Below are 23,410 nucleotides of genomic sequence, written 5' to 3' on the forward strand. Positions count from 1 at the left end.
TATTTTTTATTGATATAGGGAAATAATGAAAATAATTAATTCCAAAATTGGCATAATCAAATGCGAGCAGACGATTTGATCCTGTTTTCACAGGTAGTAGAGCTGGGCAGTTTTAGTAAGGTGGCAGAGCAAAATAACCTTACAAATTCGGTAGTTAGTAAGAGAATTGCGCGTTTGGAAGAAGAGATTGGCGTGCAGCTATTATATCGAACCACGCGTAAATTGACGCTTACCGAGGCGGGTAAGGCAATGTTACACGGAGCCAAAAATGTGAAGCAGGCGGCTCAAGAGGCTATGGACGCAGTTTCAGGCTTTGGTGAAAATGTTAGTGGTCATATCAAAATGTCAGTGCCTACTATCTCCGGAGATTTGATTCTGGCAGACGCTGTTGCCGAGTTTTGTAATATGCACCCAGGTTTAACGGTCGATATGTCTCTGAATAATCGCTTTGTCGACTTGGTTGAGGATGGTCTCGATTTGGTGATTCGAACCGGCTACTTGGAAGATTCAAGCCTCATTGCTCGTCATATATTGGATTCACAATGGGTGGTGTGCGCTTCGCCGTCTTATATTGCTAAGAACGGTAAGCCGATGCAGCCCAAGGATTTGGTTGAGCACAATTGCTTGCAATACGCTTATCAAACGACAGGCGCTAGTGAGTGGCAGTTCTTACACAGTAAGGATGGCTGTACCGACAACGACAAATACATCGTGCGCGTCTCTGGCTCTTTCTCTACCGATAACGCGACGGCATTACGAAAAGCCGCTTTGGGCGGTCATGGTGTGGCGTACGTGCCACGTTGTCTGGTGTATCACGATATTCGTAACGGCCAGCTGGTGGATATCTTCCCTGATTTAGTCGGTAAAAAGCTGGGAATTTATGCGGTGTACCCTTTTACTCGCCAGCCACCAAACAAGATTAAGTTATTGATTGAACATATCAGAACGCGCTACTTGACGATTTCTCACTATTTTTAATAAGGATCACGATGAGCTATTTAAAAGAGTATCCATATCCAATCACCAATAAACAGATCGTCAGCGATGACTACTTTGGTCAGATAATCGAAGACTCATATCGTTGGCTAGAAGACGACAGAAGTGACGAGACCGCGAAGTGGGTGGCGAGTCAAAACGCAATCACGTTTGATTACCTCGCTCAAATCCCGTATCGCGCAGAACTGCGAGAGCGATTAGCGAAAGCGCAAGACTACAAAAAGAGCTCACAGCCGTTTGTGCGAGGTGATTACACCTATTTCTATAAGAATGATGGACTGCAGAATCACAGTATTCTTTATCGTCAGAAAGAAGGTCAGTCGATTGAAGTATTCCTAGATCCGAATACCTTCTCGGAAGACGGCACCACATCTCTAGGCTCGGTGTCGTTTTCTAAAGACTACAGCTTAGTGGCGTACAGCATTTCTGAAGGTGGTAGCGACTGGCGCAAGATCTTCGTGATTGATACCGAGACTAAACAGCAGCTTGAAGCCGAAATCACTGACGCCAAATTTACTGGTATTTCTTGGTTGGGTAATCGCGGCTTTTATTACTCTAGTTACGACAAGCCAGACGGCAGTGAACTCTCTGCTCGTACTGAGCAACACAAGCTGTACTTCCATGAGTTGGGTACAGAGCAAGCTAGCAACAAAGTTATCTTTGGTGAGAACAACGCTGAGCAGCACCGCTATGTATCAGGCTATACCACCGAAGACGACCGTTACTTGATCATTCTAGGGCGAGAGTCGACATCGGGTAATAGACTGTTCTATATCGATTTAAACTCACCAGAACAACAGCTGAACACGCTGATTGATCATGTGGATAGCGACATTTATCTCATCGATAACCAAGATGAGACCTTCATTCTATATACGAATCTTGATGCGCCGAATGGCAAGGTGGTGAGCTTTGGTACTCGCGATGGGAAATGGCTCGAAATCATCCCTGAAAAGCCACAGCCATTGGATATCAGCACGGGTGGTGGCCACTTGTTTGCTCACTACATGGTGGATGTGGTGTCTAAGATTGAGCAGTTGGATTACCAAGGTAACCTAGTTCGTGAAATTCATTTGCCTGGGCTGGGAACGGCCAGTGGCTTAGGTGGAAAAAACGAGCAAACTCAGCTTTATTACACCTTTACCAACTATGTAACGCCGCCAACGATTTTCTCTTTCGATGTCGAATCAGGCAATTCTGAAATCTACCAACGCTCTGAGTCTCCGTTTGAGTCGGATCAATTTGAGTCTAAACAAGTCTTCTATACCTCGAAGGATGGCACCAAGGTTCCGATGCTTATCTCTTATAAGAAGGGATTAGTGTTAGATGGCAATAATCCTACCATGTTGTACGCCTATGGTGGCTTTAACGTTAGCCTAACGCCTTCTTTCTCGGGCACGGTTGGCAGTTGGCTAGAACTGGGTGGCGTATATGCGGTGCCGAACCTGCGTGGCGGTGGTGAGTATGGTAAGGCGTGGCACAAAGCGGGAACTCAGCAGAAAAAGCAGAATGTCTTTGACGACTTCATTGCTGCTGCCGAGTTCTTAATTGAAGAAAACTACACCAGTAGCGATAAGTTGGCGATTCGCGGCGGTTCTAACGGAGGCTTGCTGGTAGGAGCTTGTATGACACAAAAGCCTGAGCTGTTCCAAGTGGCTCTGCCTGCTGTTGGGGTGTTGGACATGTTGCGTTACCACACATTCACGTCTGGCGAAGGGTGGGCGTACGACTATGGCACATCCGCGCAGAACAGAGAGATGTTCGAATATCTGCTTGGCTATTCTCCGGTTCATAATGTGGTGCGTGGCACGGATTATCCAGCAACATTGGTGACGACCGCTGATCACGATGACCGCGTAGTACCGGCTCACTCTTATAAGTTCATCTCAGAGCTGCAAGATAAGCATGAAGGTAGTGCGCCCGTGATGATTCGTATTGACGTAAATGCAGGGCATGGTGCTGGAATGCCATTGAGTAAAGCGATCGATCTCACTGCAGATATCTACGCATTTACCTTGTTCAATATGGGGATTGAGTCCCTAGATTCACTTTAGCGAATACTTGATTTTAGATAACTGGGTATTTAACTCAGACCAAAAAGCCTCAAAATCTGCCTTAGATTTTGAGGCTTTTCATATATATGAAAATCAATCAAGTTCACACCTCGTTCTCTTTGCTTTTCGACACCCTTTTCCGTGATAGCCGCCACCATTACTGATGAAATGAAAGCGATTTCAAGCTGATATTTTACGCATTTTTCACTATAACCTGTTGATCTAAAGTCAGTAGTTTTAGTCATGGATTTTCTAAAAGTTTCATGGCATTTAAGCTGATTTATCAGTGTGAACAGCGACCAACTTTTCAACTCTTTCATTGCTTAATATTTCCCTGTTCGATGAAAACTCAAAAAAATAATAGGGAAATACAATGCAAAAATTTAAGCTTTTGCCAATAACAGTCGCAGTGGCGGCATCGCTTGCTTCACTCTCTTCTTTTGCTGCTGATACTAATATCGAAGCATTAGAAAAACGAATTCAAGAGTTAGAATCTAAGGTTGTGGATATTGATTATGTTAATGATCAACAACCCGCAGTTTTAACAGCAGAAACTAAGGTGCCAGATGGCATCGTCTTCTCTGGTTATGCTCGTTACGGCGCTCACTACAAGAGCGGTGATGAGCGTTACGTAGACATCGGTACAACAGGTCGTTCTGTCGGTCGTTTGGGTAACGAAGCTAATGGTGGTGAGGTTCAGCTAGCTAAGCTTTTCCAAGCTGACAATGGTGCGATTTGGGACATCGTATTCATGGCTGACCACTGGGAAGCAGACGCTTGGGCTGACGACGGCGGCCTGAGTATGAAAAAAATGTACGCAGGTGTAACTAACGTATTTGAAAGCCAACCAGAACTTTATATGTGGGCTGGTCGCGACTTCCATCAACGTCCGCAACAAGGTTTGAACGATTACTTCTGGATGACACACGATGGTCAAGGCGCTGGCTTTAACAACCTAGATTTCGGCGGCGCTAAGCTAGATATGGGCTTTGTTGGCCAAGTGAAAGGCGGCCTCGTAAATGACAATGGCCGATACGCCGTGACAGCGAAGCTACACAGTATTGACGCAGGTATTGGTAATCTGGATTTTTACGCGAACTACGGTTTTGCATCGAGCGAAGCGGATACGTCTACGACGACTGAGTACGTATACGATCCAGTGACAGATTCAATGCAGCCTGTCGTGACTCAAGGACAAAAAGTCAGTGATGAAACGGCCTACCTAGTAGGTGCAACATTAGGCTTGGGTGAGTCTAACAAGTTGGTTGTTAAGTACGGTGACGGTGCCGATTCATCGGTATATGACCTTAAAGGTGATTACCAGACTTTTTATGCAAGTGTTGAGGGTAGCTACGCTGCATCTGAACAGTTCATCATTGATTACTTAGTGTCTTACAAAGACAACTCTGGCTCAGACTTAGATCGTGAGAATACTGAATACGCGGGTATCGTTCGTCCACAGTACCAATGGGATGATGTTCACTCTACATGGTTAGAAGCTGGCTACGGCATGGTTGATTACGATGATGACGGTGAAGAGAACGCGTGGAAAGTCACTTTGTCTCAAAACGTATCTTTAGGTGGCTTACCTTGGAGCCGTCCAATGCTTCGTTTCTACACAACCGTGGGTGATGTAGAAACCAAAGGCAACACAGTGAAGACAACGAATGTTGACACATTGTCGTTCGGCGCAATGTTTGAAGCTTGGTGGTAATCACCGATATAGAAAGAGCGGCTCTTTGAATTCGGCATATTTTCAAAGAGCCATGCTTTCGAATATCCATGCTTTTCAATAGTACGTAAATACTGTCCATTTTAGCCCTAAAGGCAGATTGATTAGGGCACGTTTCAATTAACTCCATTCTTGGGCACATTTTTGTGCCCTTTTTTTCGCCACTAGATCAGGGATTTACTATGAGACTTTCTTCCATCGTGTCTCGAGTTTATTTAGGTTTCTTCGTACTGATTGTGATCATGCTGGGTTCTGCATGGTTAAGCATCAGTAGCAATAAAGACATCACCACTCGAATCGAAAACATCACCCAGCAAGCTACGCCATTAATACTTCAATCTTCAACGTTAACCATCCGATTTCTGGACATTAATCGCAGCACCACACCCTACTTATCCGCTAACTATATTGATGAACTTGAGCCACTGAAACAAACCGTCTTAAACAACATCGAGCTATATCAGCAGCAATTGAACTGGTTCGAAGGTAAGGGCGTAGCTGGTTCACAAATGGAAGCCATGCTTAACAACATCACTCAAACAGGTTTGTTGACTATCGATAAGATAGAGCAGGTATTAGAGCTTTATGTTGAGTATTTGGATAGCAAAGATCTCGGTTCGATGGGACAAGCGCAATTTCAATCTGTGGTTGGACAGCTCAATAATACTTTGGTGAATCAACTCGCGAGTGCAGATTCAGAGCAGACACAAAAGGCAGTCGAAGCTTTGTTGGTGCAATTGAGTTTGATTGCCGCGGAAGCCAACGAAGCGTTTTCACTGCAAACATCTTCGGAGGTTCGTGGGGTAGAGCGTCGCCTACAAAGTCGCAAAGAGCGATTCGAACAAGCGGTCGCAGGTTTAGATAATCTGGATTCATCTTTGCTGCGCCGCAGTAAACAGTCTTTATCGTTGCTCGCTTCACACGCGTTTTCAGCCAGTGGCTCAGTCGCTACCCATAAAGAAACCGTCAAACTCGATGAGTCTATCTCCCTTCAAAAGCAGGAAATTGAACAGCTAATCGATCAACAGTTAAGTCACTTTGATGAGCTTTCAATGTACGCTGAAGACACCGCGACACGCCTGTATCACGAATCGATGGACTCTTCACAGCAAGCCCTTGTGATGCAGGGTTTTATTGCACTTGCTTCCGTGCTTATTGCTCTGTTGATCGGGTTGAATATTGCCAAAGGTATCCGTAAACCAAGCAAGCTGCTACAAAGTGCACTCGACCAAGTTGCCAATAAAGACTTGAGCGCGATGGTGCAGTATCAAGCCAATAATGAGTTCGGCTCAGTGAGCGACAAGGTCAACTTAGTGATCAGTCACCTGACTCAAATGATTGAGAACATGCGCCAATCGTCAACGCGCCTAAAAGAAGCATCTTTAGAGAACCAAAGCACTAGCCGTTCATTGAGCGAGGCGATGCAAGACCAAACCAATCAGACCGTGATGGTGGCAACGGCCATGGAGCAAATCGAGTGCTCAGTGACCGAAATAACTCAAGCCGCTAATCAAACGTTAACCTTGGTGACCGAAGCGGTGTCGAGTTCCAATCATGGCCAACAGACGATGGACAAAAGCGTCGAGTTGATGGGCAGTTTAGAGCGTAAGTTAGCAGAATCAACAGCGACCATTGGTCAGCTTGAAAGCGAAAGCGCCAGTATTGGCTCTATTTTGGATGTAATATCTGGTATCTCTGAACAAACCAATTTGTTGGCATTGAATGCCGCCATTGAAGCGGCGCGAGCAGGAGAACAAGGGCGCGGTTTCTCTGTGGTGGCTGATGAAGTTCGCGTGTTAGCGGCCAAAACCAATGCTTCTACGCAAGAGATACACAACAAGATCGAGCAGTTGCAAACTAGCTCTAAACTGGCGGTTGAACAGATCAATCAGTGCATGGTGGGTATGGTTCAATGTGTTGAGCAAACGGGCGAAGTGAATCACTCGATATCGACGGTGTCTGATCTTCTGAACGAAGTAGAGCAAAGAAGCCATCAAATTGCGACCGCGACGACAGAGCATCAAGTCGTTGCCTCTCAAGTCACTCAAAATATCAGTCAGATACACACCTTGGCTGAAGATAACTCGCAACGTTCTCAAGTGCTTTTTTCCCACGGTCAACAGCTTGAAACTATGTCGCAACAGCAATTCTCATTAACTCAAGAGTTTAAGTTAGCGGAATCATCTAATCACAAAGATTAGAGCCAGCTAATTTCTTCTATGATTTCACGCCCAGCCTTCCGCTGGGCGTTTTCGTATCTGGTTTTTCTGATGAAAAGGCTTTGAGCTAAAATTACCGTGAAATGTTCTCATACAATTTCGAAAGGCCATTGAAATAACAAGGTCACTTTCCCCGTGTATATTGCCGTCAGCTGCGGATTCATCATCAAATGACGTTTTCAAAAAATGGATTTAGGCGGGCTTGTTTGATCTGACGAACAAGTAACCGAGCGCCATCTTGATAATATGAACAATAATTTCATGAAACAGTTTCATGGCGTGAAGTGAATCTGTAAGCGCTTTCATGATTTCCACAACTGGCCTTTTTACCTCCAACTTTAGTGTGATGACACTCACTTCAACTAAAACGTAATTTCTTAATAATCGTTTTGTAAGCGGTTACAAGCTAATGAAGTATCGAGGTTCGAGTGGCGACAATTAAACACGTATCAGAACATGCAGGTGTGTCTCAAGCGACAGTGTCTAGAGTGATCAACGGCACCAGTAGAGTGAGTCATGACAAGAAATTAAAGGTTGAAAAAGCGATCAAGGAGCTGGGTTATCGCCCGAATTCTATCGCCCAAGCCTTGGCTTCAAGTCGTACTGGTAGTGTGGGTGTTGTTGTTCCAGAACTTGGCGGCTCTTTCTATTCAGGCATTTTGCATTGCATAGAAGAGAACCTACGCCGCTTTGGTTACCACGCTGTGGTTACAGCGGGTTCGAATACTGAGCAAGGGCAACGTGAGTCTGTGGAGTTTCTGTTGGGGCGTCGTGTTGATGCTTTGATTCTTCATACTCAACTGCTCAGTGATGATTATTTAATTGAATTGGAAGAACAGGGGACCCCTGTGGTTTTAATTAACCGCTTCATCCCAGAAATGGCGATGAGTTGCATTGATATTGATAACGAAGTCGGGGGGCTACTCGCTACTCAATATCTTTTGCAAAAGGGACATACAGATATCGCGTGTATTACCGGGCCTTTAGATAAAGCAGATGCTAGGGGGCGTTTGCAGGGGTATCGAAAGGCCTTGGAAGAAGCGGGTGTGCCATACGATGAAGCATTAGTCTCGGAAGCGGGCTTTACTGAAGAGACGGGCATCAGTGCTATGAAGAAGCTGATTAATCGTAAGTGTCATTTCACAGCAGTATTTGCTTCGAATGACCACATGGCATTTGGCGCCTTCGAGGTGTTGCATCAAGAGGGACTGTCTGTTCCTAAAGATGTATCACTGGTGGGCTTCGATAACACCATCTTCGCGCGCTATCTGACCCCTAGTTTGACCACCATTAATTTCCCTATTGAAGAGATGAGCGTTGAAGCAGTACAGCTCACTCTACAGAAGCTAAAAAAAATAAAACATGACGTGAACTTTAAATTGCTGCCGACGTTGGTCACTAGAAACTCGGTATCGGATTTACCAGTTACCCTATAAAAATATTAAGGATAGAACATGAAATTTAAGACCTTAGCGCTTTCATGCGCGGTTGCTTTAGGATTAGGTACAACAGCTGCAAATGCAGCAGACAAAGAAATTCGTTTCGACGGTTTCCCTGATTTCGATAGCAGCCTGAAGGTATTACTGCCTGATTTCGAAAAGGAAACGGGTATCAAAGTTGATTACCTTATGAACAACCACGGTGACCACCACACGAAACTCACAACGAACCTTGCAACGGGTTCTGGTGCCGGTGATGTGATTGTTGTCGACGTTGAGAAAATTGGTCCATTTGTTGGCTCTGGCGGCCTAGTTAACCTGTCTGAAAACTACGGTGCAGATAAATACGAAGAACGATTCGCACCTTACGCATGGGCACAAGGCAAAGGCGCTGACGGCGATATGTATGGTATCCCTGTCGACCTAGGTCCAGGTGTTATGTACTACCGTACCGACGTGTTCGAAAAAGCGGGCATTGATGTAGAAGAAGCAATCAAAGATTGGGATTCATACATTGCTGCTGGTGAAAAACTGAAAGAGCAAAACGTACAACTTATCGCTTCGGCAGCCGACGTGGCACAAGCGATTATCTTCACGACCGTTCCTGAAGGTGAAGGTCTGTACTTCGATAAAGATGGCAACCCAGTGGTTACATCAGAGCGTTTTGTTCACGCTTTTGAAGTAGCAAAAGAAATTCGCGACAAAGGCTTAGACGGCCGCATTCTGGCTTGGTCTAACGAATGGTACGAAGGCTTCCGCAACGGCACATTTGCAACTCAACTTTCTGGCGCTTGGCTTCTTGGTCACCTAAACAACTGGATTGCTCCTGAAACTAAAGGTAAGTGGGCAGTAGAAAACCTACCTGATGGTATCTACGGCAGCTGGGGTGGTTCATTCCTTTCAATTCCAACTCAATCAGACAATCCAGATGAAGCTTGGGCGCTTATTGAATACATGACGACTGACCGTGAAGTACAGCTTAAGCACTTCGAAACGATTGCCGCTTTCCCTGCGAACATCACAACGTATGACGATGAGCTTTTCCAAGAAGAGATGGAATTCCTAGGCGGACAAAAAGCCCGTCTACTGTTTGCTGAAGTGGCACAGAACATCAAACCAGTATCTCCAGCACAAGGCGACCACGTTGCACGTTCTATTATCTTAGAGAACGCTTTGATGGAAGTACTTGATGAAGGCAAAGACATCAAGACAGCGCTTAAAGAGGCTGAGCGTCTAATCAAGCGTCGCACGCGTAATCTTTAATTTGTTTTTACTTTAAGTAAGTGAGGAAGCGTGGATAACGCGCTTCCTTTTTAAGAGGTCGTTACTATGAATCATACAGCGAGCACAACGATAGAACCTGCGGACAAAAGCCTTTTTTCTCGTCTAAATTTGAAAGCGCTTACACCGTATGGATTTCTTCTGCCGTTTCTGATCATTTTTTCTGTATTTGGGATCTTCCCGCTGTTGTTCTCTGTTTACCTGTCGTTCCACGAGTGGAACCCAGTAAGAGGCATGGATGCGATGGAGTTCGTTGGTTTTGAGAACTATCACATTGCTTTAACGGACCCATGGCTATGGCGTTCATTGAAGAACACGCTTTGGCTAGCAATCACTTCAGGCGTGGCTCAGCACTTAGTCGCTATTCCAGTGGCTTACATGTTGGTTTCAATGGGTGACCGTATGCGTCACTGGCTAACATCGGCGTACTTTCTACCGTTCATTACATCAACGGTCGCAGCGTCACTGATTTTCTTCAATATGTACTCTCCTAACTCAGGAATTATTAACCAAACGCTGATGGCTCTGGCCGATAGCACGCTGTTTGGTTGGGCATTCGCTTGGGTTAACGATTTCCAACCCATCCGTTGGTTAGACGATGCCACTATGGTGAAGCCGTCTATCGCGATCATGGTTTTCTGGAAATACACCGGTTTTAACATCGTCCTTTACACCACAGGTTTAATGACGATTCCTAAAGACATTTTAGAAGCTGCACGTATGGATGGTGCGAATGCCTTCCGCCGCTTCTGGAACATCTCACTACCAATGATTCGTCCATTCATCTTCTTTGCAATCACCATGACCATCATCGGTAACCTGCAAATGTTTGAAGAACCGTTCGTTCTAACGCGTGGTACAGGTGGTACGGGTCAATCTGGTTTAACTATCTCTATGTACCTCTACAAAGTGGGTTGGGAATGGTTAGAAATGGGCACAGCGTCAGCAATTTCATGGCTTCTGTTTGCACTGATCGCGTCTTGTACTTTGGTTCAATTTTTATTCTTCGGTAAGAAAGGCTTAGGGGAACATTAAGATGTCGACATCAATTAAGACAAATACCTCACCATTAAGTGGCCTAATGCCAAGCGAACGCACCATGTACATCATGACTAAGATCTTGATGGTCATGCTCGGCATATTACTGATTGTTTCCGCAATCATTACGGTGTTCCCATTTGTGTGGTCAGCACTGCTTTCAACACGTGACCGTTCGGAGATCTTCGGCTCGGGCATCAGCTTTGCGATTGGCGACAGCCTGATGGTGAACTACGCAAAACTGCTGGAAATCATGCCGTTTTGGAAAGCGATGTTTAACTCGATTTACGTGGCTTTCTTAGGCACCACAATCTCGCTGCTGTTTTGTAGCATGGGTGGCTACGCATTTGCTGTGTTTAAGTTCCGCGGAAAGAACGTGTTGTTCGGCATGCTGGTTGGCTCAATGGCGATTCCGCCTGTGCTTAGCCTGATCCCTTACTTCATGATCGTGAAATTCTTAGGCTTGCTGGATAACCACATGGCGGTATGGCTACCGTTCACAACCACGCCATTTGGCATCTTCTTGATGCGTCAGCACGTGATTGCATCGATTCCTAAAGAGCTATTAGAAGCAGCGAAATTGGATGGCGCAGGTGAGTTCAGAACGTACTGGAGTGTGGTACTGCCACTGATGAAACCAGCACTAGCAACACTCGCTATCGTGCAGTTCGTCTTCTTCTGGAACATGTTTATGCAGCCTCTTGTGGTGCTGAACAACCCTGACAATTACGTCATCACACAAGCACTACGAAGTGTTCAAGGTATTCCGAATACGCCATGGGGCGCGGTAATGCTAGGTACCACAATTTCTATTTTACCACTTGTGATTACATACCTGTTCGCATCGAAACAGATGATCAGTGGTTTAACGTCCGGCGCAGTTAAAGGTTAGGTTTAAGGGTTATAACAATGAATAAATTTCAACTTCCAAGTGATTCAAAGTTACGCAGTAAGGAATTTGTATTCGGTGTCGCGACATCTTCATACCAAATTGAAGGCGGCGTTGAAGAGGGCGGTCGTACACCGTCTATCTGGGACACGTTTTGTAAGAAGCCGGGTAAGGTAGATAACGGCGACAATGGTGACGTGGCGTGTGATCACTACCATCTGTGGCAACAAGACATCGAGATGATTCAAGGCTTAGGCGTTGACGCTTACCGCCTATCAATTGCATGGCCACGTATCCTGCCGCAAGACGGTGTGGTGAATCAGCAAGGTTTAGAGTTTTATGAGCAGATCATCGATGAGTGTCATGCTCGTGGGATGAAGGTTTACGTAACGCTTTATCACTGGGATCTGCCGCAATACCTTGAAGACAAAGGTGGTTGGCTGAACCGTGAAACGTCTTACAAGTTTGCAGAATACGCAGAAGTGGTGAGTAACTACTTTGGTGACAAGATTGATGTTTACACAACATTGAACGAACCGTTTGTGTCTGCGTTCTTGGGCTACCGTTGGGGCGAGCATGCGCCAGGCATCAAGGGTGAGAAAGAGGGCTACCTAGCGTCTCACCACTTAATGCTGGCACACGGTTTGGCAATGCCGATTCTTCGTAAGAACGCGCCTCATGCTAAGCATGGTGTGGTATTTAACGCGACTCCGGCTTACCCACTGACACCGCAAGATCAAGGCGCTGCAGACTACTGTGAAGCAGAGAACTACCACTGGTTCATCGACCCTGTACTGAAAGGTGAATACCCACAGCTAGTTGTCGAGCGCCAAGCGATGAACATGCCGATGATTCTAGAAGGCGATCTAGACATCATCAGTGCACCAGTTGATTACATCGGTATCAATTACTACACACGCAATGTCGCTCGCTTCAACGAGAACGGCGACATTGAATCAGTAAAACAGACTGACGCTGAACACACTTACATCGGCTGGGAGATCAACCCACAAGGTTTAACCGACTTATTGGTAAGACTGGATGCTCGTTACGAAAATATGCCGCCTATCTACATTACAGAGAATGGTGCAGCAGGTAACGACGAGCGTGTTAACGGACAAGTGATGGATGACCAACGTGTTCGTTACTTCCAAGGCCACATCGAAGCGGTGCACAACGCAGTTGAAGCGGGTGTGAAAGTCGATGGCTACTTTGCGTGGAGTCTGATGGATAACTTTGAGTGGGCATTCGGCTACTGCCAACGCTTTGGCATCGTCCATGTTGATTACACCACCCAAGAAAGAACACTGAAACAGAGCGCGATTGCGTACCGAAACATGCTTCAAGAGCGCGCTGAGGAGAACAGATAATGGCTAAAGTAGAATTCAAAAACATCAAGAAATCATTCGGTGATGTTGAGGTTGTAAAAGAGTTTGATTTTACGGTTGAAGACGGTGAGTTCGTGGTTTTCCTTGGCCCATCTGGCTGTGGTAAATCGACCACACTTCGAATGCTTGCAGGCCTAGAGAGCATCAGCTCAGGCGACATCGTGGTTGGTGGCAAAGTGATGAACAAGGTCGATGCTAAAGATCGTGACTTGGCTATGGTATTCCAAAGCTATGCACTGTACCCACACATGACGGTCTACGAGAACATCGCCTTTGCATTAAAACTGAAGGGCATGCCGAAAGCGGAAATCGACGTAGAAGTTTTAAAAGCGGCGAAAATGCTAGAGCTTGATCCACTACTTAGTCGTAAGCCGAAAGAGCTTTCTGGTGGTCAGCGTCAGCGTGTAGCAATGGGCCGTGCGATGGTTCGTACACCAAAAGTGTTCTTGTTTGATGAGCCGCTATCTAACCTCGATGCCAAACTGCGTGGCGTGATGCGTGAAGAGATCAAACACTTACACCGCGAGCTTAAAACCACCACGATCTACGTGACCCACGATCAAATCGAAGCGATGACATTGGCGGATCGCATCGTGATCTTGAAAGATGGTTATGTTGCTCAAGTTGGTACGCCAACGGAAGTGTTCCAACGCCCGGCTAACAAGTTTGTCGCGCAATTCATTGGTAACCCATCAATGAACATGTTGGAAGCCAAACTGATTGAAAAAGAAGGCGAATACTTTGTTGAACTTGGCGATGTTCATATCCCACTGCCAGATCGCTTTAAGTCTCTGGCCTCTAAAAACTTAGCGCTTCACTTTGGTGTTCGTCCAACAGATATCCACCTTCGTGCTGAGCAAGTCGACCACGATCGCGTACTGCCATTCCCTGTGAAAATTAAAGACAAGGAACTACTTGGCGCGAGCATTCTTCTGAAAACAGAAATTGGTGGTCAACCGCTGATGGTTGAAACCCAAGCCGCTGAAGTGGATGTGAAAGAGTTGACACTTTACTTGGACTTGGATGCTTTCCACCTGTTTGACGCACTGAGTGAGAACTCGCTAGCGAGCTAGTCAATTACAAGCTAGCCAGTCAATTTAATTCAGCCATTGAGCTGACACCAACTAACTTACGACAAATTGTTTTGGCTCCTCCTGATTTGGGAGGGGCTAGGGATAGTGATGATGAAATTCGGATATTTTGACGATAAAAACAAAGAATACGTAGCAACCACACCGTGCACACCGATCAAATGGTGTAACTATGTCGGCACATTAGATTTCGGTGGCATTGTTGATAGCAACGGCGGTGTGCTGTTGTGTAAGGGCGATCCGGCACTCAACCGTATCACTAAGTACATTGCACAACTGCCAAACTCTGATTTTAAAGGCTCGACCCTTTACCTAAAAGTGCGTGATGAAGCGGGCAACGTAGAGGTGTTCTCACCTTTTTACACGCCGACTCTGAAGCCGCTTGATAAGTTTGAAAACCACACCGGTTTGTCTTACACCACTATCATTACAGAAGCCTTTGGTGTGCGTTGTGAAGCGACCTTCTTTGTACCAAAAGCTGACCAAGTGCTGCTACAAGACATCAAGGTCACCAACATTTCAGACAAAGCGCTGCATGTTGATGTGGTGCCTGTGTATGAATTCACGCACTTCGATGCACTTAAGCAGCTATTGAATGCGGATTGGGTTCCACAGACCATGACGCTTAAAGCGCACCAACAAGAATCGGGTCATACCGTGCTTGAGCAGTATGCTTTCATGAAGCGTGACTATGCAGTAAACCTGATGACAGCGGATCGCCCTGCGACGTCGTTTGATGGTGATCGCCAATCGTTCTTAGGCAATTTGGGTTACGGTACATGGGCAGCGCCAGAAGCACTAAACAATGATGAATTAGGCAACACCGAGTGTTTGCGTGGCGACAACATTGGTGCACTTAACCTTCGCCTTGGTTGGTTATCTCCGGAGCAGACAGAACGCACTGTTGTACAAATCGCACAAGAACAGAGTCTAGAAGTAGCATTGCCTCTATTAGCTAAATATCGCGACCACCAAGTGGTTGACTCGGCTTTCGCTGAACTGGCTGAACACTGGGATGGCTACCTACAAGCGGTTCAGGTTGAAACGCCAGATCCGGCAATGAACTCGATGCTTAACGTACATAACCCACGTCAATGCCACACAACCAAAAACTGGTCTCGTTACCTGTCTCTGTACCAGCTTGGCTATGGTGCTCGAGGTATCGGTTTCCGTGATTCTTCGCAAGATACTTTAGGCGTAATTACTCACATGCCGGAAGAGGCGCGTGAGTTTATCGAGCGTCTGTTGTCTGTGCAAAACACCAACGGTTCTGCGATGCACCAGTTCTACCCATCAACCATGGAAGCGAACGCGGGTGACTCTCGTGAAGAAGAAGATCGCCCTGATTACTACGGTGATGATCACCTGTGGATCATCTACGCGGTGACTCAATATGTGAAAGAAACGGGCAATGCAGACTTCTTGAATAAAGAGATCCCGTTCTATCAAAAAGACAAAGCGGGTAACCCAGTTGAAACGGGAACGGTTTGGGATCACCTATGCCGCGCGATTGAATTTACGTACACCAACACCGGTGAGCATGGCCTACCGTTGCTAGGTTTTGCTGACTGGAACGACACGGTGAACCTACCAACGGGTGCTGAGTCGATGATGGTGGCGAACATGTACGGCAAAGCATTGCTCGACATGTTGGACTTGTGTGAGCTGCGTGGTGAAGCGCAACTGACGGCTAAGTTTAAAGATCAGTACCAACAGATGCAGAGCACAGTCAATGAATGCGGCTGGGATGGCGAATGGTTTGTTCGCTACTTTGATGAGCAAGGCCTGCCTATTGGCTCTCACAAGAACGAGCAAGGGCAGATCTACACCAACGGTCAAAGCTGGCCTGTGATTTCTGGTTTCGCGACTCAAGAGCGTGCTACTCAGGCGCTAGATTCGGTTTACAACAAGCTGAACACCACCAATGGCATCAAACTTTCAACTCCAGGCTACAACGGCTTTGATCCACAACTTGGTGGCGTTTCGACATATCCACCGGGTGCGAAAGAGAACGGCGGTATCTTCCTGCATTCAAACCCATGGGTGATGATCGCGGAAGCGAAAATGGGCAACGGCGAGCGTGCTTATGAGTACTACCGTCAAATTAATCCGGCTTCTAAGAACGACGATATTGATACCTTTGAATCGGAGCCATACTGCTACCCGCAAAACATCTTGGGCGACGAACATAAACAGTTCGGCCTAGGTCGTAATGCATGGCTGTCGGGTACTTCATCTTGGACATACGTGGCAGGTACGCAGTGGATTCTAGGTGTTCGACCTGAAATTGATGGCTTGCTGGTGGACCCTTGTATTCCGGCAGAGTGGCCAGAGTTCAAAGTTCGTCGTCAGTTCCGTGGTGCGACTTATTATATTCATGTCACGAACCCGAATAACGTATGTAAGGGCGTGGTTGATATGAAGGTCAATGGTGACCTGATTTCAGGCAACAAAGCACCGGTATTTACATCGGGTGAGCACACGGTAGAAGTGGTTTTAGGTTAACAAAGAGAAGGGCGCTTTATGCGCCCTTTATTGCTCTTTCGTTTGGTTATTTTGGTTGATAGGTGGCTTGGCATTGCCAAGTGAAGGTTTGAGACTGGTTCGGGCTAAGCGTTAATAAGCCAATCTGGTTATTGAATGCGTCGGCTGGGCAAGTCATTGGTTCTATTGCAATACTTTGCTCGCTCGTTGGCGTGTAAAGCTGAACGAATGGGTAGCTTTCATCTTGTTGGTAGCGAATTGCGGCAGACGAATCTGAGCGCGTAAACGCAAGTTGATTGGTTGTCTTGCAATCAAATTCAAAGCAATGATTTAAGCTTTGATTGGTGAGTGAATCGTCCAAAGACAAACGGTCAAAAGCGTGCTTTTCACCATTGGGTAGGTCGTTCTCATGTACGACCTCAGTGCAAGGCGACATAGTCAATTCACACTGTTCTAGGTCATTGCCGAGCGAGAAATAAGGGTGCCAAGCATCACCGAATGGGAAGGCGAAATCACCCAGATTAGAGACGGTCGTTGAGGAAGAGAGTCTACCCGTGATGTCGATAGTTAAGGTGACTTCAAGGTTGAACGCAAACGGGAAAGCAGGATGCAAAGACGACGTTTGATACTGCAACGTCACACTGGCAGATTTTTCAGTGGCTACGCTGTTTGTGATTGAAAAAGGTTGGTTGTAGAGCAGGCCATGTACGGCGTGATCAGACCAAGGGAAGTTAGCTGGGAGTTGATGGTTTTGGTTGTCGAAACTGTAGCGACCTAAGTTTAAACGATTTGGAAAAGGGAATAATTTAGCACTGCGGGAAAAGAACGGATGTTGGTTGATCAGTTCATCATAATTCTGATAGCCACAAATAAAAGAGAATGGACTGTTATTTACAATGTATTTATTTATAACAGCACCAAACCCATTGATTATTTGAAGTTCTATACCATGCTGCTGATTTATTAATGTGACAGAGTCAATATTTCCAAATTTTTCATTTATAATTTTAAACATGTTGATGTCTCCATTTTTGAAAGATATTAACAAGAAGAAAAAAATATTCAATGGCGGTTTTAACATGAATAATAAAATTCCATATACGAGCTACTCAGGAAATTCAGAACACTTGTGTAAAAAAGGTGATGCAGTTGAATTTATTCAACCTTGGTACACGCCAATTTCGACCACGCCAGAAAATACCGGTATGGCAGTCGGCGGAATTGGTAACACATTTACACTCACACCAAACGGCAACACGCCTAACTTCAGCTTTATTCCGGGAATCTTTGTCGATTGTTCAGAGCAAGTTATTAATTTTAATGATTTTTATGCGTCAGTGATGAATGTGCCAACCATCGACACGCTGCAAGTTCTTAATGAACAAGAGCTAAGCGTTCACCTGAACTTCTATCCTGCTTTGTTTGATGGCAAAAAGATTGAAAGTAGAGAAATGTCGAATGCGATTAGTCTCATTCAAACAGCATTAAAAAATGGTCGCTTCTACCAAGAAAATAAAGCTAACTTTACAAAATGGAACGTTGAATTTTCAAATAAGACTCAATTGTTGATTGAAGAAGATTCAGGTTCAACTATTTGTCAATTATATGTAGCCTTAGATTTCTTTAATGGTTTATTAATAAATGATACAACGAGATTATTATCACTTACTGCGGGTGATAATAATGATATGGATAATATCAATGGCCGTGATATAGATAGTGTTAATGGCAAGGATATAGAATATCAAGCTTTGTATCCATTAGCTGAATATAAATACAGTAGCTTCGAAGATATTAATATAAAGCGTAAGGTCGTCTCTCCGATCGTTAAAGAGAACAAACGACTGTGTTCTTTGCCGATGCACTGGAATCACTTTGAATTAACCAATGATTCATCGCAACCACGCGTGATTACGCTTGCTCAGCCGCTTCAAAACTTGATTGGCTCAACCTACCAGAAAGGCCGTGATGGTATTCAGGATTCGGCATGTACCTTGTCTCAAAATCCGATTGCTCAGCAGCATGAAGTGGTTAACTTAAAGGGTGAAAGCGGCAGCTTTACGGGTGTTCAATTGTCTAGCCAATCGCCTTATCAAAGCGATATTGAAGGCGAAGTGGTGTTTGGTGTTCAAGCAGATAACCATTTGACTGAATCTGGTAAGGTTGCGATTTCTGTCAAACCAACGCTTTATACCTCTAAGACTGCTCAGCAAACAGAGTTCGCACTGAAAACAGGCCGTACCAACGCGGAATTCCAAACCGGCATTTACACAGGACGTGAAGCGTTGAGCGCATTGGTGGTGGTTCAGGTTGAATTGGAACCTGGCGAGTCTGTTGACCTGCGTTTTGCACAGGTGATGGCACACAGCAAAGTCATGCTTAATGGTTGGCACTCAGATAAGGCTTACACGCAATTCTACCCGCAAGTAAAGCCTGCATTACCTATGTTAGAAGACATGTTGCCTAAGCTCGAAGCGATTGAGCAGCAGATCGTCGCACAACAAACCGCTTTCCTAGAGCAAGCTCAAAGCAAGATCTCGCAGCCTGAATCGGCACTTCGCTATGCAACGATGGCGATGAACTCATTGTCGTTCTTGGCGGAATCAACGGTATGGGACAAAGAAGATAAGTTCTTGGTAAAAGAGTGTGTCGACTACCCATTCTTTAACTCTCTGGATGTGTACTTCTACGGATCTTTCTCTCTGCTTTATTTATTGCCTGAGCTTGATGGCTGTGTGATGAAAGAGTTTTCTAAGGCCATTTTGGCGGAAGACTTCACTCAGCGCCGCTACTGGGAATACGAAGCGACGCCTAATGCCGAATTGATTGATGAAAAGTATCAAGGTGTACGTGCTATTCGAGGTGCGGTAATCCACGACTTAGGCAGCCCATTCGACATTCAGCCCGATGCTTACAGTTGGCACAACGTGAAAGAGTGGAAGGACTTAGCGCCGAAATACATTCTGATGGTGTACCGCCATTATCAAAACACCCAGGATCTCTCTGTGGTTAATGAGTGCTGGCAAGCGGTAACTGAAAGCATCGATTTTTTATCGAATTTGATTGCTGAGGGTGACGATTTACCATTAACCCGAGGCACAGACGATACCTTTGATAACCTAGCTTCTCACGGCATCTCTATTTATTGTGCGAGCCTGTGGGTTGCTGGCCTGCAAGCCGCGAGCGAACTTGCACAATTGATGGGTGAAAGCGAGCTAGCTAGCGGTTACTTAACGCGTTCTAAAAAGGCGTTGGCAACCGTTGAGCAAAGCTTGTGGGATGACAAAGAGGGTTACTACCACTTCTTCGTGACGCCAGTTCAAGCCAAGCATTTAACAGGTGAAGGCTATCAAGCTCTGGAAACCTTAGGGCTTTCATTGACTGGCGATGCGATTGCTGACAAGAACACGCTCAATACCTATCTCAATGAAAGGGATACTTCCATTAGCATCAGTAAAGTATCTCAAAGAGTCTCTAAGAAACGCTTGCTGAGTGAGACGGCGCCACAAGCCTTTACTCAAGAATACTTAGATTTAGTGCCAGATTCTGACAACAGTTTTGGTGATGCCTTGTTGGCCGACAGCTACCTAAAGCTCATCGGCTTAGACGGTATTTTCCCGCAAGAGAACATCCAACGCGCACTAGACTATGTTTATAAGCACAACTTTGAGATTAACAGCCCTAAGCTTGGGGTTGCGAATATGACGTTGGCCGATGGTTCGCCGCATGAAGCGTTCCAAGCACAAGACGTATGGATTGGTGTGCAGTTTAGTGTCGCAACGGCGTTGAGTCTGGCGGGTAAATCTCAGCAAGCAGAAACATTGATGGATACCGTGTATACCGCGCTGTATGACTATTCAAAAATTCCATTTGCAGCGCCAGAAGGGTTCAACTGCTCTGTGTCTGTCAATGAGAAAGATCTTATGGAAGTCTTTAAGTTGACACAAAATGATGCGAAAAACTGGCTAAGTGTACTTAAATGTCAAAACTGTGTGCTGTCTGACGGTCGGATTAATCCAACCTTGACGAAAGATACTGATAATTTTGTTAAAATGGTGAGCGGTGAAATCCCGCTAGAAAAGCTGGCTGGCTTGCACAAATGGCTACTGAGCACTGGCTTGAAATATACGGCTGGTCGCTACTTTAGACCGGGGATGATCTTCGCCTACTTGTATTAACTTAATGACACGATTTTCAGCTAAAGCAGTGGTATGCAGGTTGAAACTGATGGGGAGCTTAAAGCTCCCCGAATGTCACTTGATTAGGGATTCGAGATGCGCACTAAAACAAAAAAAACAACAGTATACGATGTAGCAAGACTGGCTGGCGTTTCTCCCAGCACCGTGTCTCGCTTCCTTAATCGAACCACTTATGTGTCTGATGATAAAAGCCAAAACATTGAGCAAGCCATTAAAGACACGGGCTACAAACCTAACTTCCAAATGCAAGAAAACACCAACCGACGCTCGCTCACTATTGGTGTCTTGGTGCAACACCCTGATAGCCCCTACACCAGTCGTATCCTCAACGACATGGAAAAAACGCTGATCGCTCAAGGCTATTCGTTAGTGATCGCGACAGGGCATTGGCAGAAAAAGTTAGAAATGCACGCGTTGGAGTATCTCGCAAAAAGCAACGTGGATGGCATGATCATCGTGACAGGAAGCATTACTCAGGAAGAAATTGCCAAGTATGCACAAGACATTCCTATCGTGATGGTTGGCTACGATTTTGTTGAGAATAACGTCCGCTCCATCAACATTGATAACGTGTTGGGCGGCTACATGGCAACCTTACATTTACTGCAACAAGGGCATGTGAATATTGCTCATATTAAGGGGCTTTCAAGTCAACCTGATTCGGGAAATCGCTTTGAAGGCTATAAGAAAGCACTTCAAGAGGCGGGCATTAAAGTGATGCCAAAACTCGTTAAACAAGGTGATTTCAGTAGTGAATCTGGTTATGAGAAAACCGTTGAATTGATAGAGTCGAAGGTTCACTTCTCCGCCTTGTTTGCTGCAAATGACCAAACGGCTTACGGTGCGATTAAGGCGCTGTCTGACCACGGTTATAAAGTGCCAGAAGATGTGTCTGTGATTGGCTTTGATGACTTGCCGACGTCTAAGTATTTCACGCCAGCCCTGACGACGCTGAGACAGCCGATTGAAGAGATTGGTGAAGTGTGTGCTCAGTCGATCTTGAACTTGTTATCTGGCGAACGGCATGAAGCTCGACTGCCACCCATTGATCTAATCGTCAGAGAGTCGACCAAGTCTCTGTATCGTTAATTTCAAGACAAGCATCAAGGTGTGCGCCCGTGATGATTCGCTTCGGGACAAAAGCAAGTTTGAGAACAGCAGAGTGAAGGCTTTCCAAGCATACGATTCAAGCCGGATAGAAGTAGTCAGGATAGTTTTGAAGTAACCTACAGGTCCTCACCGGAGTAGCAATATCGCCCAGCATCTTCATCACTCATCCAGTAATTATCAATATAGATCCTTGCGCTTGAAGGAGACGAGTCATGTTCATTTTTAAACACTAAAACGTCTTGAAATCCATATTGACGCAGATTGCCTTTGATGTAAGAGCCTGAATTCAAGCCAGAGTATGGAGGGTAGGCCTCAGCTAATAACCAACCCTTTGATGTATTAATCGCCATGTGATCATTTTCACATTCATAATGGTCATTTGCTATATATCCCCATTCTTCACTAGCATAGATCTTTGTGGCACCAACGCAGAACAAAAGAGCAATAATAGCTTTGATTGTAGAGTTTTTCATAATAATCTCATATGTAGAATTGAATGGATTGGCACGCGCTAACCATTCTATCTCACTTTCCGCAGACTTAAATTATCACTATCTTCTGGTGCATCGCTCATTCAAATATCTCCATCTTTCTCGCAATCATTTGCAAGAGGACATTTGAAAAAAGCTAGTAACTTCTACGGGGCAATAGTGATCATTTTTGTAATTATTTTCATCTGGTTACACGAATCGATCTGGGACAAAAGCGTCTTAGTTTAAAAGAAACTTAGGTGGTTCAATTAAGAGAGGTTCTAAAACGTTATAGGCTCTCTCTTTGGCTTTTTGGGTCGCGTTTTCAGCTGTTGCCGCTAGGATGATATCTCGTTCTTCTGCTGTAACGATAACAGTGAAAAAAATCGCTTCGAGGACTCTATATGGATATTGATTGGGATTGCCTTTAACAACCGAAAACGGGAACATTTTCGTTAAAGACATCAATTCTTGTGAGGCTCGAGTAGCGCGGGTGCCTAGTATAAAACCTATCGTTTGTGCGTAATCTTTGATCGTTGTGAAAGCAGTGTCATTGGCACTTTCTTCGACAATCACACCAAAATCTTTCCAGTTAACAAACGTCAGATCTTCAATTCTCTCAAACATTTATTAGTTTCCTCTATAGACCGTCATTTATAATCACATAAGCTATTAGGCTAAATGTCTCCATATGGAGACACTGTCCCATGAGTTTTTAACCGAATCAATAATCATGAATTCTTTATCTTTAACAAAATTACAGGCAGATTTGCTAGCAAGTAGATTAGAAAAATCCGGGTACACTTCATCGGAAAGGAAAATGTACGTCCGTTATTCTACATCCATTCGAGGAGACTCGGTATTCATACATCACAGTCTAGATGTCATTCGTTGCCGAGTTAACACTGCTGCGAGTGGAGTGCTAGAGTCAATGTTTGGAAAACCCAATGGTAAAACCCCAGAGAGTCAGGATGACGGTAGGATGTTGAGCTGGTTTTTTAAGGTTCATCGCGGATTAGC

At 45.3% G+C, this 23,410-nt stretch carries 17 protein-coding genes; 13 read left to right on the forward strand and 4 right to left on the reverse strand.

Annotation, left to right across the window (positions count from 1 at the left end; translation table 11 throughout):
* The first annotated feature begins 60 nt into the window (after positions 1–60).
* Both AB4482_RS09765 and AB4482_RS09770 read left to right on the forward strand, forming a co-directional pair.
* Positions 61–978: a LysR family transcriptional regulator gene (locus AB4482_RS09765; RefSeq protein WP_009846145.1), complete on the forward strand. Its 918-nt coding sequence runs from the start codon at positions 61–63 to the stop codon at positions 976–978.
* 11 nt (positions 979–989) lie between these two features.
* Positions 990–3,050: a prolyl oligopeptidase family protein gene (locus AB4482_RS09770; protein ID WP_372180865.1), complete on the forward strand. Its 2,061-nt coding sequence runs from the start codon at positions 990–992 to the stop codon at positions 3,048–3,050.
* 29 nt (positions 3,051–3,079) lie between these two features.
* Here the strand turns inward: AB4482_RS09770 and AB4482_RS09775 are convergent, their stop codons facing one another.
* Positions 3,080–3,370 carry a hypothetical protein gene (locus AB4482_RS09775; protein WP_102398452.1) on the reverse strand — a complete coding sequence of 97 codons (291 nt, stop codon included), beginning with the start codon at positions 3,368–3,370 and terminating at the stop codon, positions 3,080–3,082.
* Between the two features lie 53 nt (positions 3,371–3,423).
* Here AB4482_RS09775 and AB4482_RS09780 point away from each other — a divergent pair, with 53 nt between their 5' ends.
* The 9 genes from AB4482_RS09780 to AB4482_RS09820 all read left to right on the forward strand — a co-directional run bounded on the left by AB4482_RS09780 (position 3,424) and on the right by AB4482_RS09820 (position 16,632).
* Positions 3,424–4,764: a carbohydrate porin gene (locus AB4482_RS09780; RefSeq protein WP_102393058.1), complete on the forward strand. Its 1,341-nt coding sequence runs from the start codon at positions 3,424–3,426 to the stop codon at positions 4,762–4,764.
* Positions 4,765–4,964: 200 nt separating this feature from the next.
* The gene (locus AB4482_RS09785) at positions 4,965–6,983 is read left to right on the forward strand and encodes a methyl-accepting chemotaxis protein (RefSeq protein WP_102398450.1); all 2,019 of its coding nucleotides are present in this window, start codon (positions 4,965–4,967) and stop codon (positions 6,981–6,983) included.
* 446 nt (positions 6,984–7,429) lie between these two features.
* Positions 7,430–8,437 (forward strand): LacI family DNA-binding transcriptional regulator, encoded by a 1,008-nt coding sequence (locus tag AB4482_RS09790; protein WP_009846150.1) that lies wholly within the window; start codon positions 7,430–7,432, stop codon positions 8,435–8,437.
* Positions 8,438–8,455: 18 nt separating this feature from the next.
* The gene (locus AB4482_RS09795) at positions 8,456–9,703 is read left to right on the forward strand and encodes an ABC transporter substrate-binding protein (RefSeq protein ID WP_017083012.1); all 1,248 of its coding nucleotides are present in this window, start codon (positions 8,456–8,458) and stop codon (positions 9,701–9,703) included.
* Between the two features lie 66 nt (positions 9,704–9,769).
* Positions 9,770–10,756, forward strand: coding sequence for a carbohydrate ABC transporter permease (locus tag AB4482_RS09800; RefSeq protein ID WP_102398449.1), 987 nt, complete (start codon positions 9,770–9,772; stop codon positions 10,754–10,756).
* A 46-nt stretch (positions 10,757–10,802) separates the two neighbouring features.
* Entirely contained in the window at positions 10,803–11,651 is an 849-nt protein-coding gene (locus tag AB4482_RS09805) for a carbohydrate ABC transporter permease (protein ID WP_017061568.1), read from the forward strand.
* A gap of 17 nt (positions 11,652–11,668) precedes the next feature.
* Positions 11,669–13,018 carry a GH1 family beta-glucosidase gene (locus AB4482_RS09810; protein ID WP_261886635.1) on the forward strand — a complete coding sequence of 450 codons (1,350 nt, stop codon included), beginning with the start codon at positions 11,669–11,671 and terminating at the stop codon, positions 13,016–13,018.
* The gene (locus tag AB4482_RS09815; protein WP_333008087.1) at positions 13,018–14,109 is read left to right on the forward strand and encodes a sn-glycerol-3-phosphate ABC transporter ATP-binding protein UgpC; all 1,092 of its coding nucleotides are present in this window, start codon (positions 13,018–13,020) and stop codon (positions 14,107–14,109) included. Before AB4482_RS09810 ends, AB4482_RS09815 begins: the two co-directional genes overlap by 1 nt.
* A 108-nt stretch (positions 14,110–14,217) precedes the next feature.
* Positions 14,218–16,632 (forward strand): GH36-type glycosyl hydrolase domain-containing protein, encoded by a 2,415-nt coding sequence (locus AB4482_RS09820; RefSeq protein WP_372180866.1) that lies wholly within the window; start codon positions 14,218–14,220, stop codon positions 16,630–16,632.
* 46 nt (positions 16,633–16,678) lie between these two features.
* On the opposite strand, the gene AB4482_RS09825 is transcribed toward AB4482_RS09820, so the two are convergent.
* A complete protein-coding gene (locus AB4482_RS09825; RefSeq protein ID WP_372112101.1) occupies positions 16,679–17,626 on the reverse strand; it encodes an aldose 1-epimerase in 948 nt (315 codons plus the stop codon).
* A gap of 64 nt (positions 17,627–17,690) precedes the next feature.
* Here AB4482_RS09825 and AB4482_RS09830 point away from each other — a divergent pair, with 64 nt between their 5' ends.
* The gene (locus tag AB4482_RS09830) at positions 17,691–20,789 is read left to right on the forward strand and encodes a GH116 family glycosyl hydrolase (RefSeq protein ID WP_372180867.1); all 3,099 of its coding nucleotides are present in this window, start codon (positions 17,691–17,693) and stop codon (positions 20,787–20,789) included.
* 96 nt (positions 20,790–20,885) lie between these two features.
* Entirely contained in the window at positions 20,886–21,899 is a 1,014-nt protein-coding gene (locus tag AB4482_RS09835; protein WP_004732795.1) for a LacI family DNA-binding transcriptional regulator, read from the forward strand.
* 137 nt (positions 21,900–22,036) lie between these two features.
* Here the strand turns inward: AB4482_RS09835 and AB4482_RS09840 are convergent, their stop codons facing one another.
* Together AB4482_RS09840 and AB4482_RS09845 are read right to left on the reverse strand one after the other, a co-directional pair.
* A complete protein-coding gene (locus AB4482_RS09840; RefSeq protein WP_372112105.1) occupies positions 22,037–22,393 on the reverse strand; it encodes a hypothetical protein in 357 nt (118 codons plus the stop codon).
* 237 nt (positions 22,394–22,630) lie between these two features.
* A complete protein-coding gene (locus tag AB4482_RS09845) occupies positions 22,631–23,017 on the reverse strand; it encodes a hypothetical protein (protein ID WP_102257652.1) in 387 nt (128 codons plus the stop codon).
* Positions 23,018–23,410 lie beyond the last annotated feature (393 nt).

The sequence above is a fragment of the Vibrio sp. 10N.222.55.C7 genome (assembly GCF_041473335.1).
GTDB classification, from domain to species: domain Bacteria; phylum Pseudomonadota; class Gammaproteobacteria; order Enterobacterales; family Vibrionaceae; genus Vibrio; species Vibrio crassostreae_C.

Bases quoted from the DNA above. Each gene is read 5' to 3' on its own strand.
- AB4482_RS09765 (WP_009846145.1), top strand. From the start codon at position 61: ATGCGAGCAGACGATTTGATCCTGTTTTCACAGGTAGTAGAGCTGGGC.
- AB4482_RS09770 (WP_372180865.1), top strand. From the start codon at position 990: ATGAGCTATTTAAAAGAGTATCCATATCCAATCACCAATAAACAGATC.
- AB4482_RS09775 (WP_102398452.1), bottom strand. From the start codon at position 3,370: ATGAAAGAGTTGAAAAGTTGGTCGCTGTTCACACTGATAAATCAGCTT.
- AB4482_RS09780 (WP_102393058.1), top strand. From the start codon at position 3,424: ATGCAAAAATTTAAGCTTTTGCCAATAACAGTCGCAGTGGCGGCATCG.
- AB4482_RS09785 (WP_102398450.1), top strand. From the start codon at position 4,965: ATGAGACTTTCTTCCATCGTGTCTCGAGTTTATTTAGGTTTCTTCGTA.
- AB4482_RS09795 (WP_017083012.1), top strand. From the start codon at position 8,456: ATGAAATTTAAGACCTTAGCGCTTTCATGCGCGGTTGCTTTAGGATTA.
- AB4482_RS09800 (WP_102398449.1), top strand. From the start codon at position 9,770: ATGAATCATACAGCGAGCACAACGATAGAACCTGCGGACAAAAGCCTT.
- AB4482_RS09805 (WP_017061568.1), top strand. From the start codon at position 10,803: ATGCCAAGCGAACGCACCATGTACATCATGACTAAGATCTTGATGGTC.
- AB4482_RS09810 (WP_261886635.1), top strand. From the start codon at position 11,669: ATGAATAAATTTCAACTTCCAAGTGATTCAAAGTTACGCAGTAAGGAA.
- AB4482_RS09815 (WP_333008087.1), top strand. From the start codon at position 13,018: ATGGCTAAAGTAGAATTCAAAAACATCAAGAAATCATTCGGTGATGTT.
- AB4482_RS09820 (WP_372180866.1), top strand. From the start codon at position 14,218: ATGATGAAATTCGGATATTTTGACGATAAAAACAAAGAATACGTAGCA.
- AB4482_RS09825 (WP_372112101.1), bottom strand. From the start codon at position 17,626: ATGTTTAAAATTATAAATGAAAAATTTGGAAATATTGACTCTGTCACA.
- AB4482_RS09830 (WP_372180867.1), top strand. From the start codon at position 17,691: ATGAATAATAAAATTCCATATACGAGCTACTCAGGAAATTCAGAACAC.
- AB4482_RS09835 (WP_004732795.1), top strand. From the start codon at position 20,886: ATGCGCACTAAAACAAAAAAAACAACAGTATACGATGTAGCAAGACTG.
- AB4482_RS09840 (WP_372112105.1), bottom strand. From the start codon at position 22,393: ATGAAAAACTCTACAATCAAAGCTATTATTGCTCTTTTGTTCTGCGTT.
- AB4482_RS09845 (WP_102257652.1), bottom strand. From the start codon at position 23,017: ATGTTTGAGAGAATTGAAGATCTGACGTTTGTTAACTGGAAAGATTTT.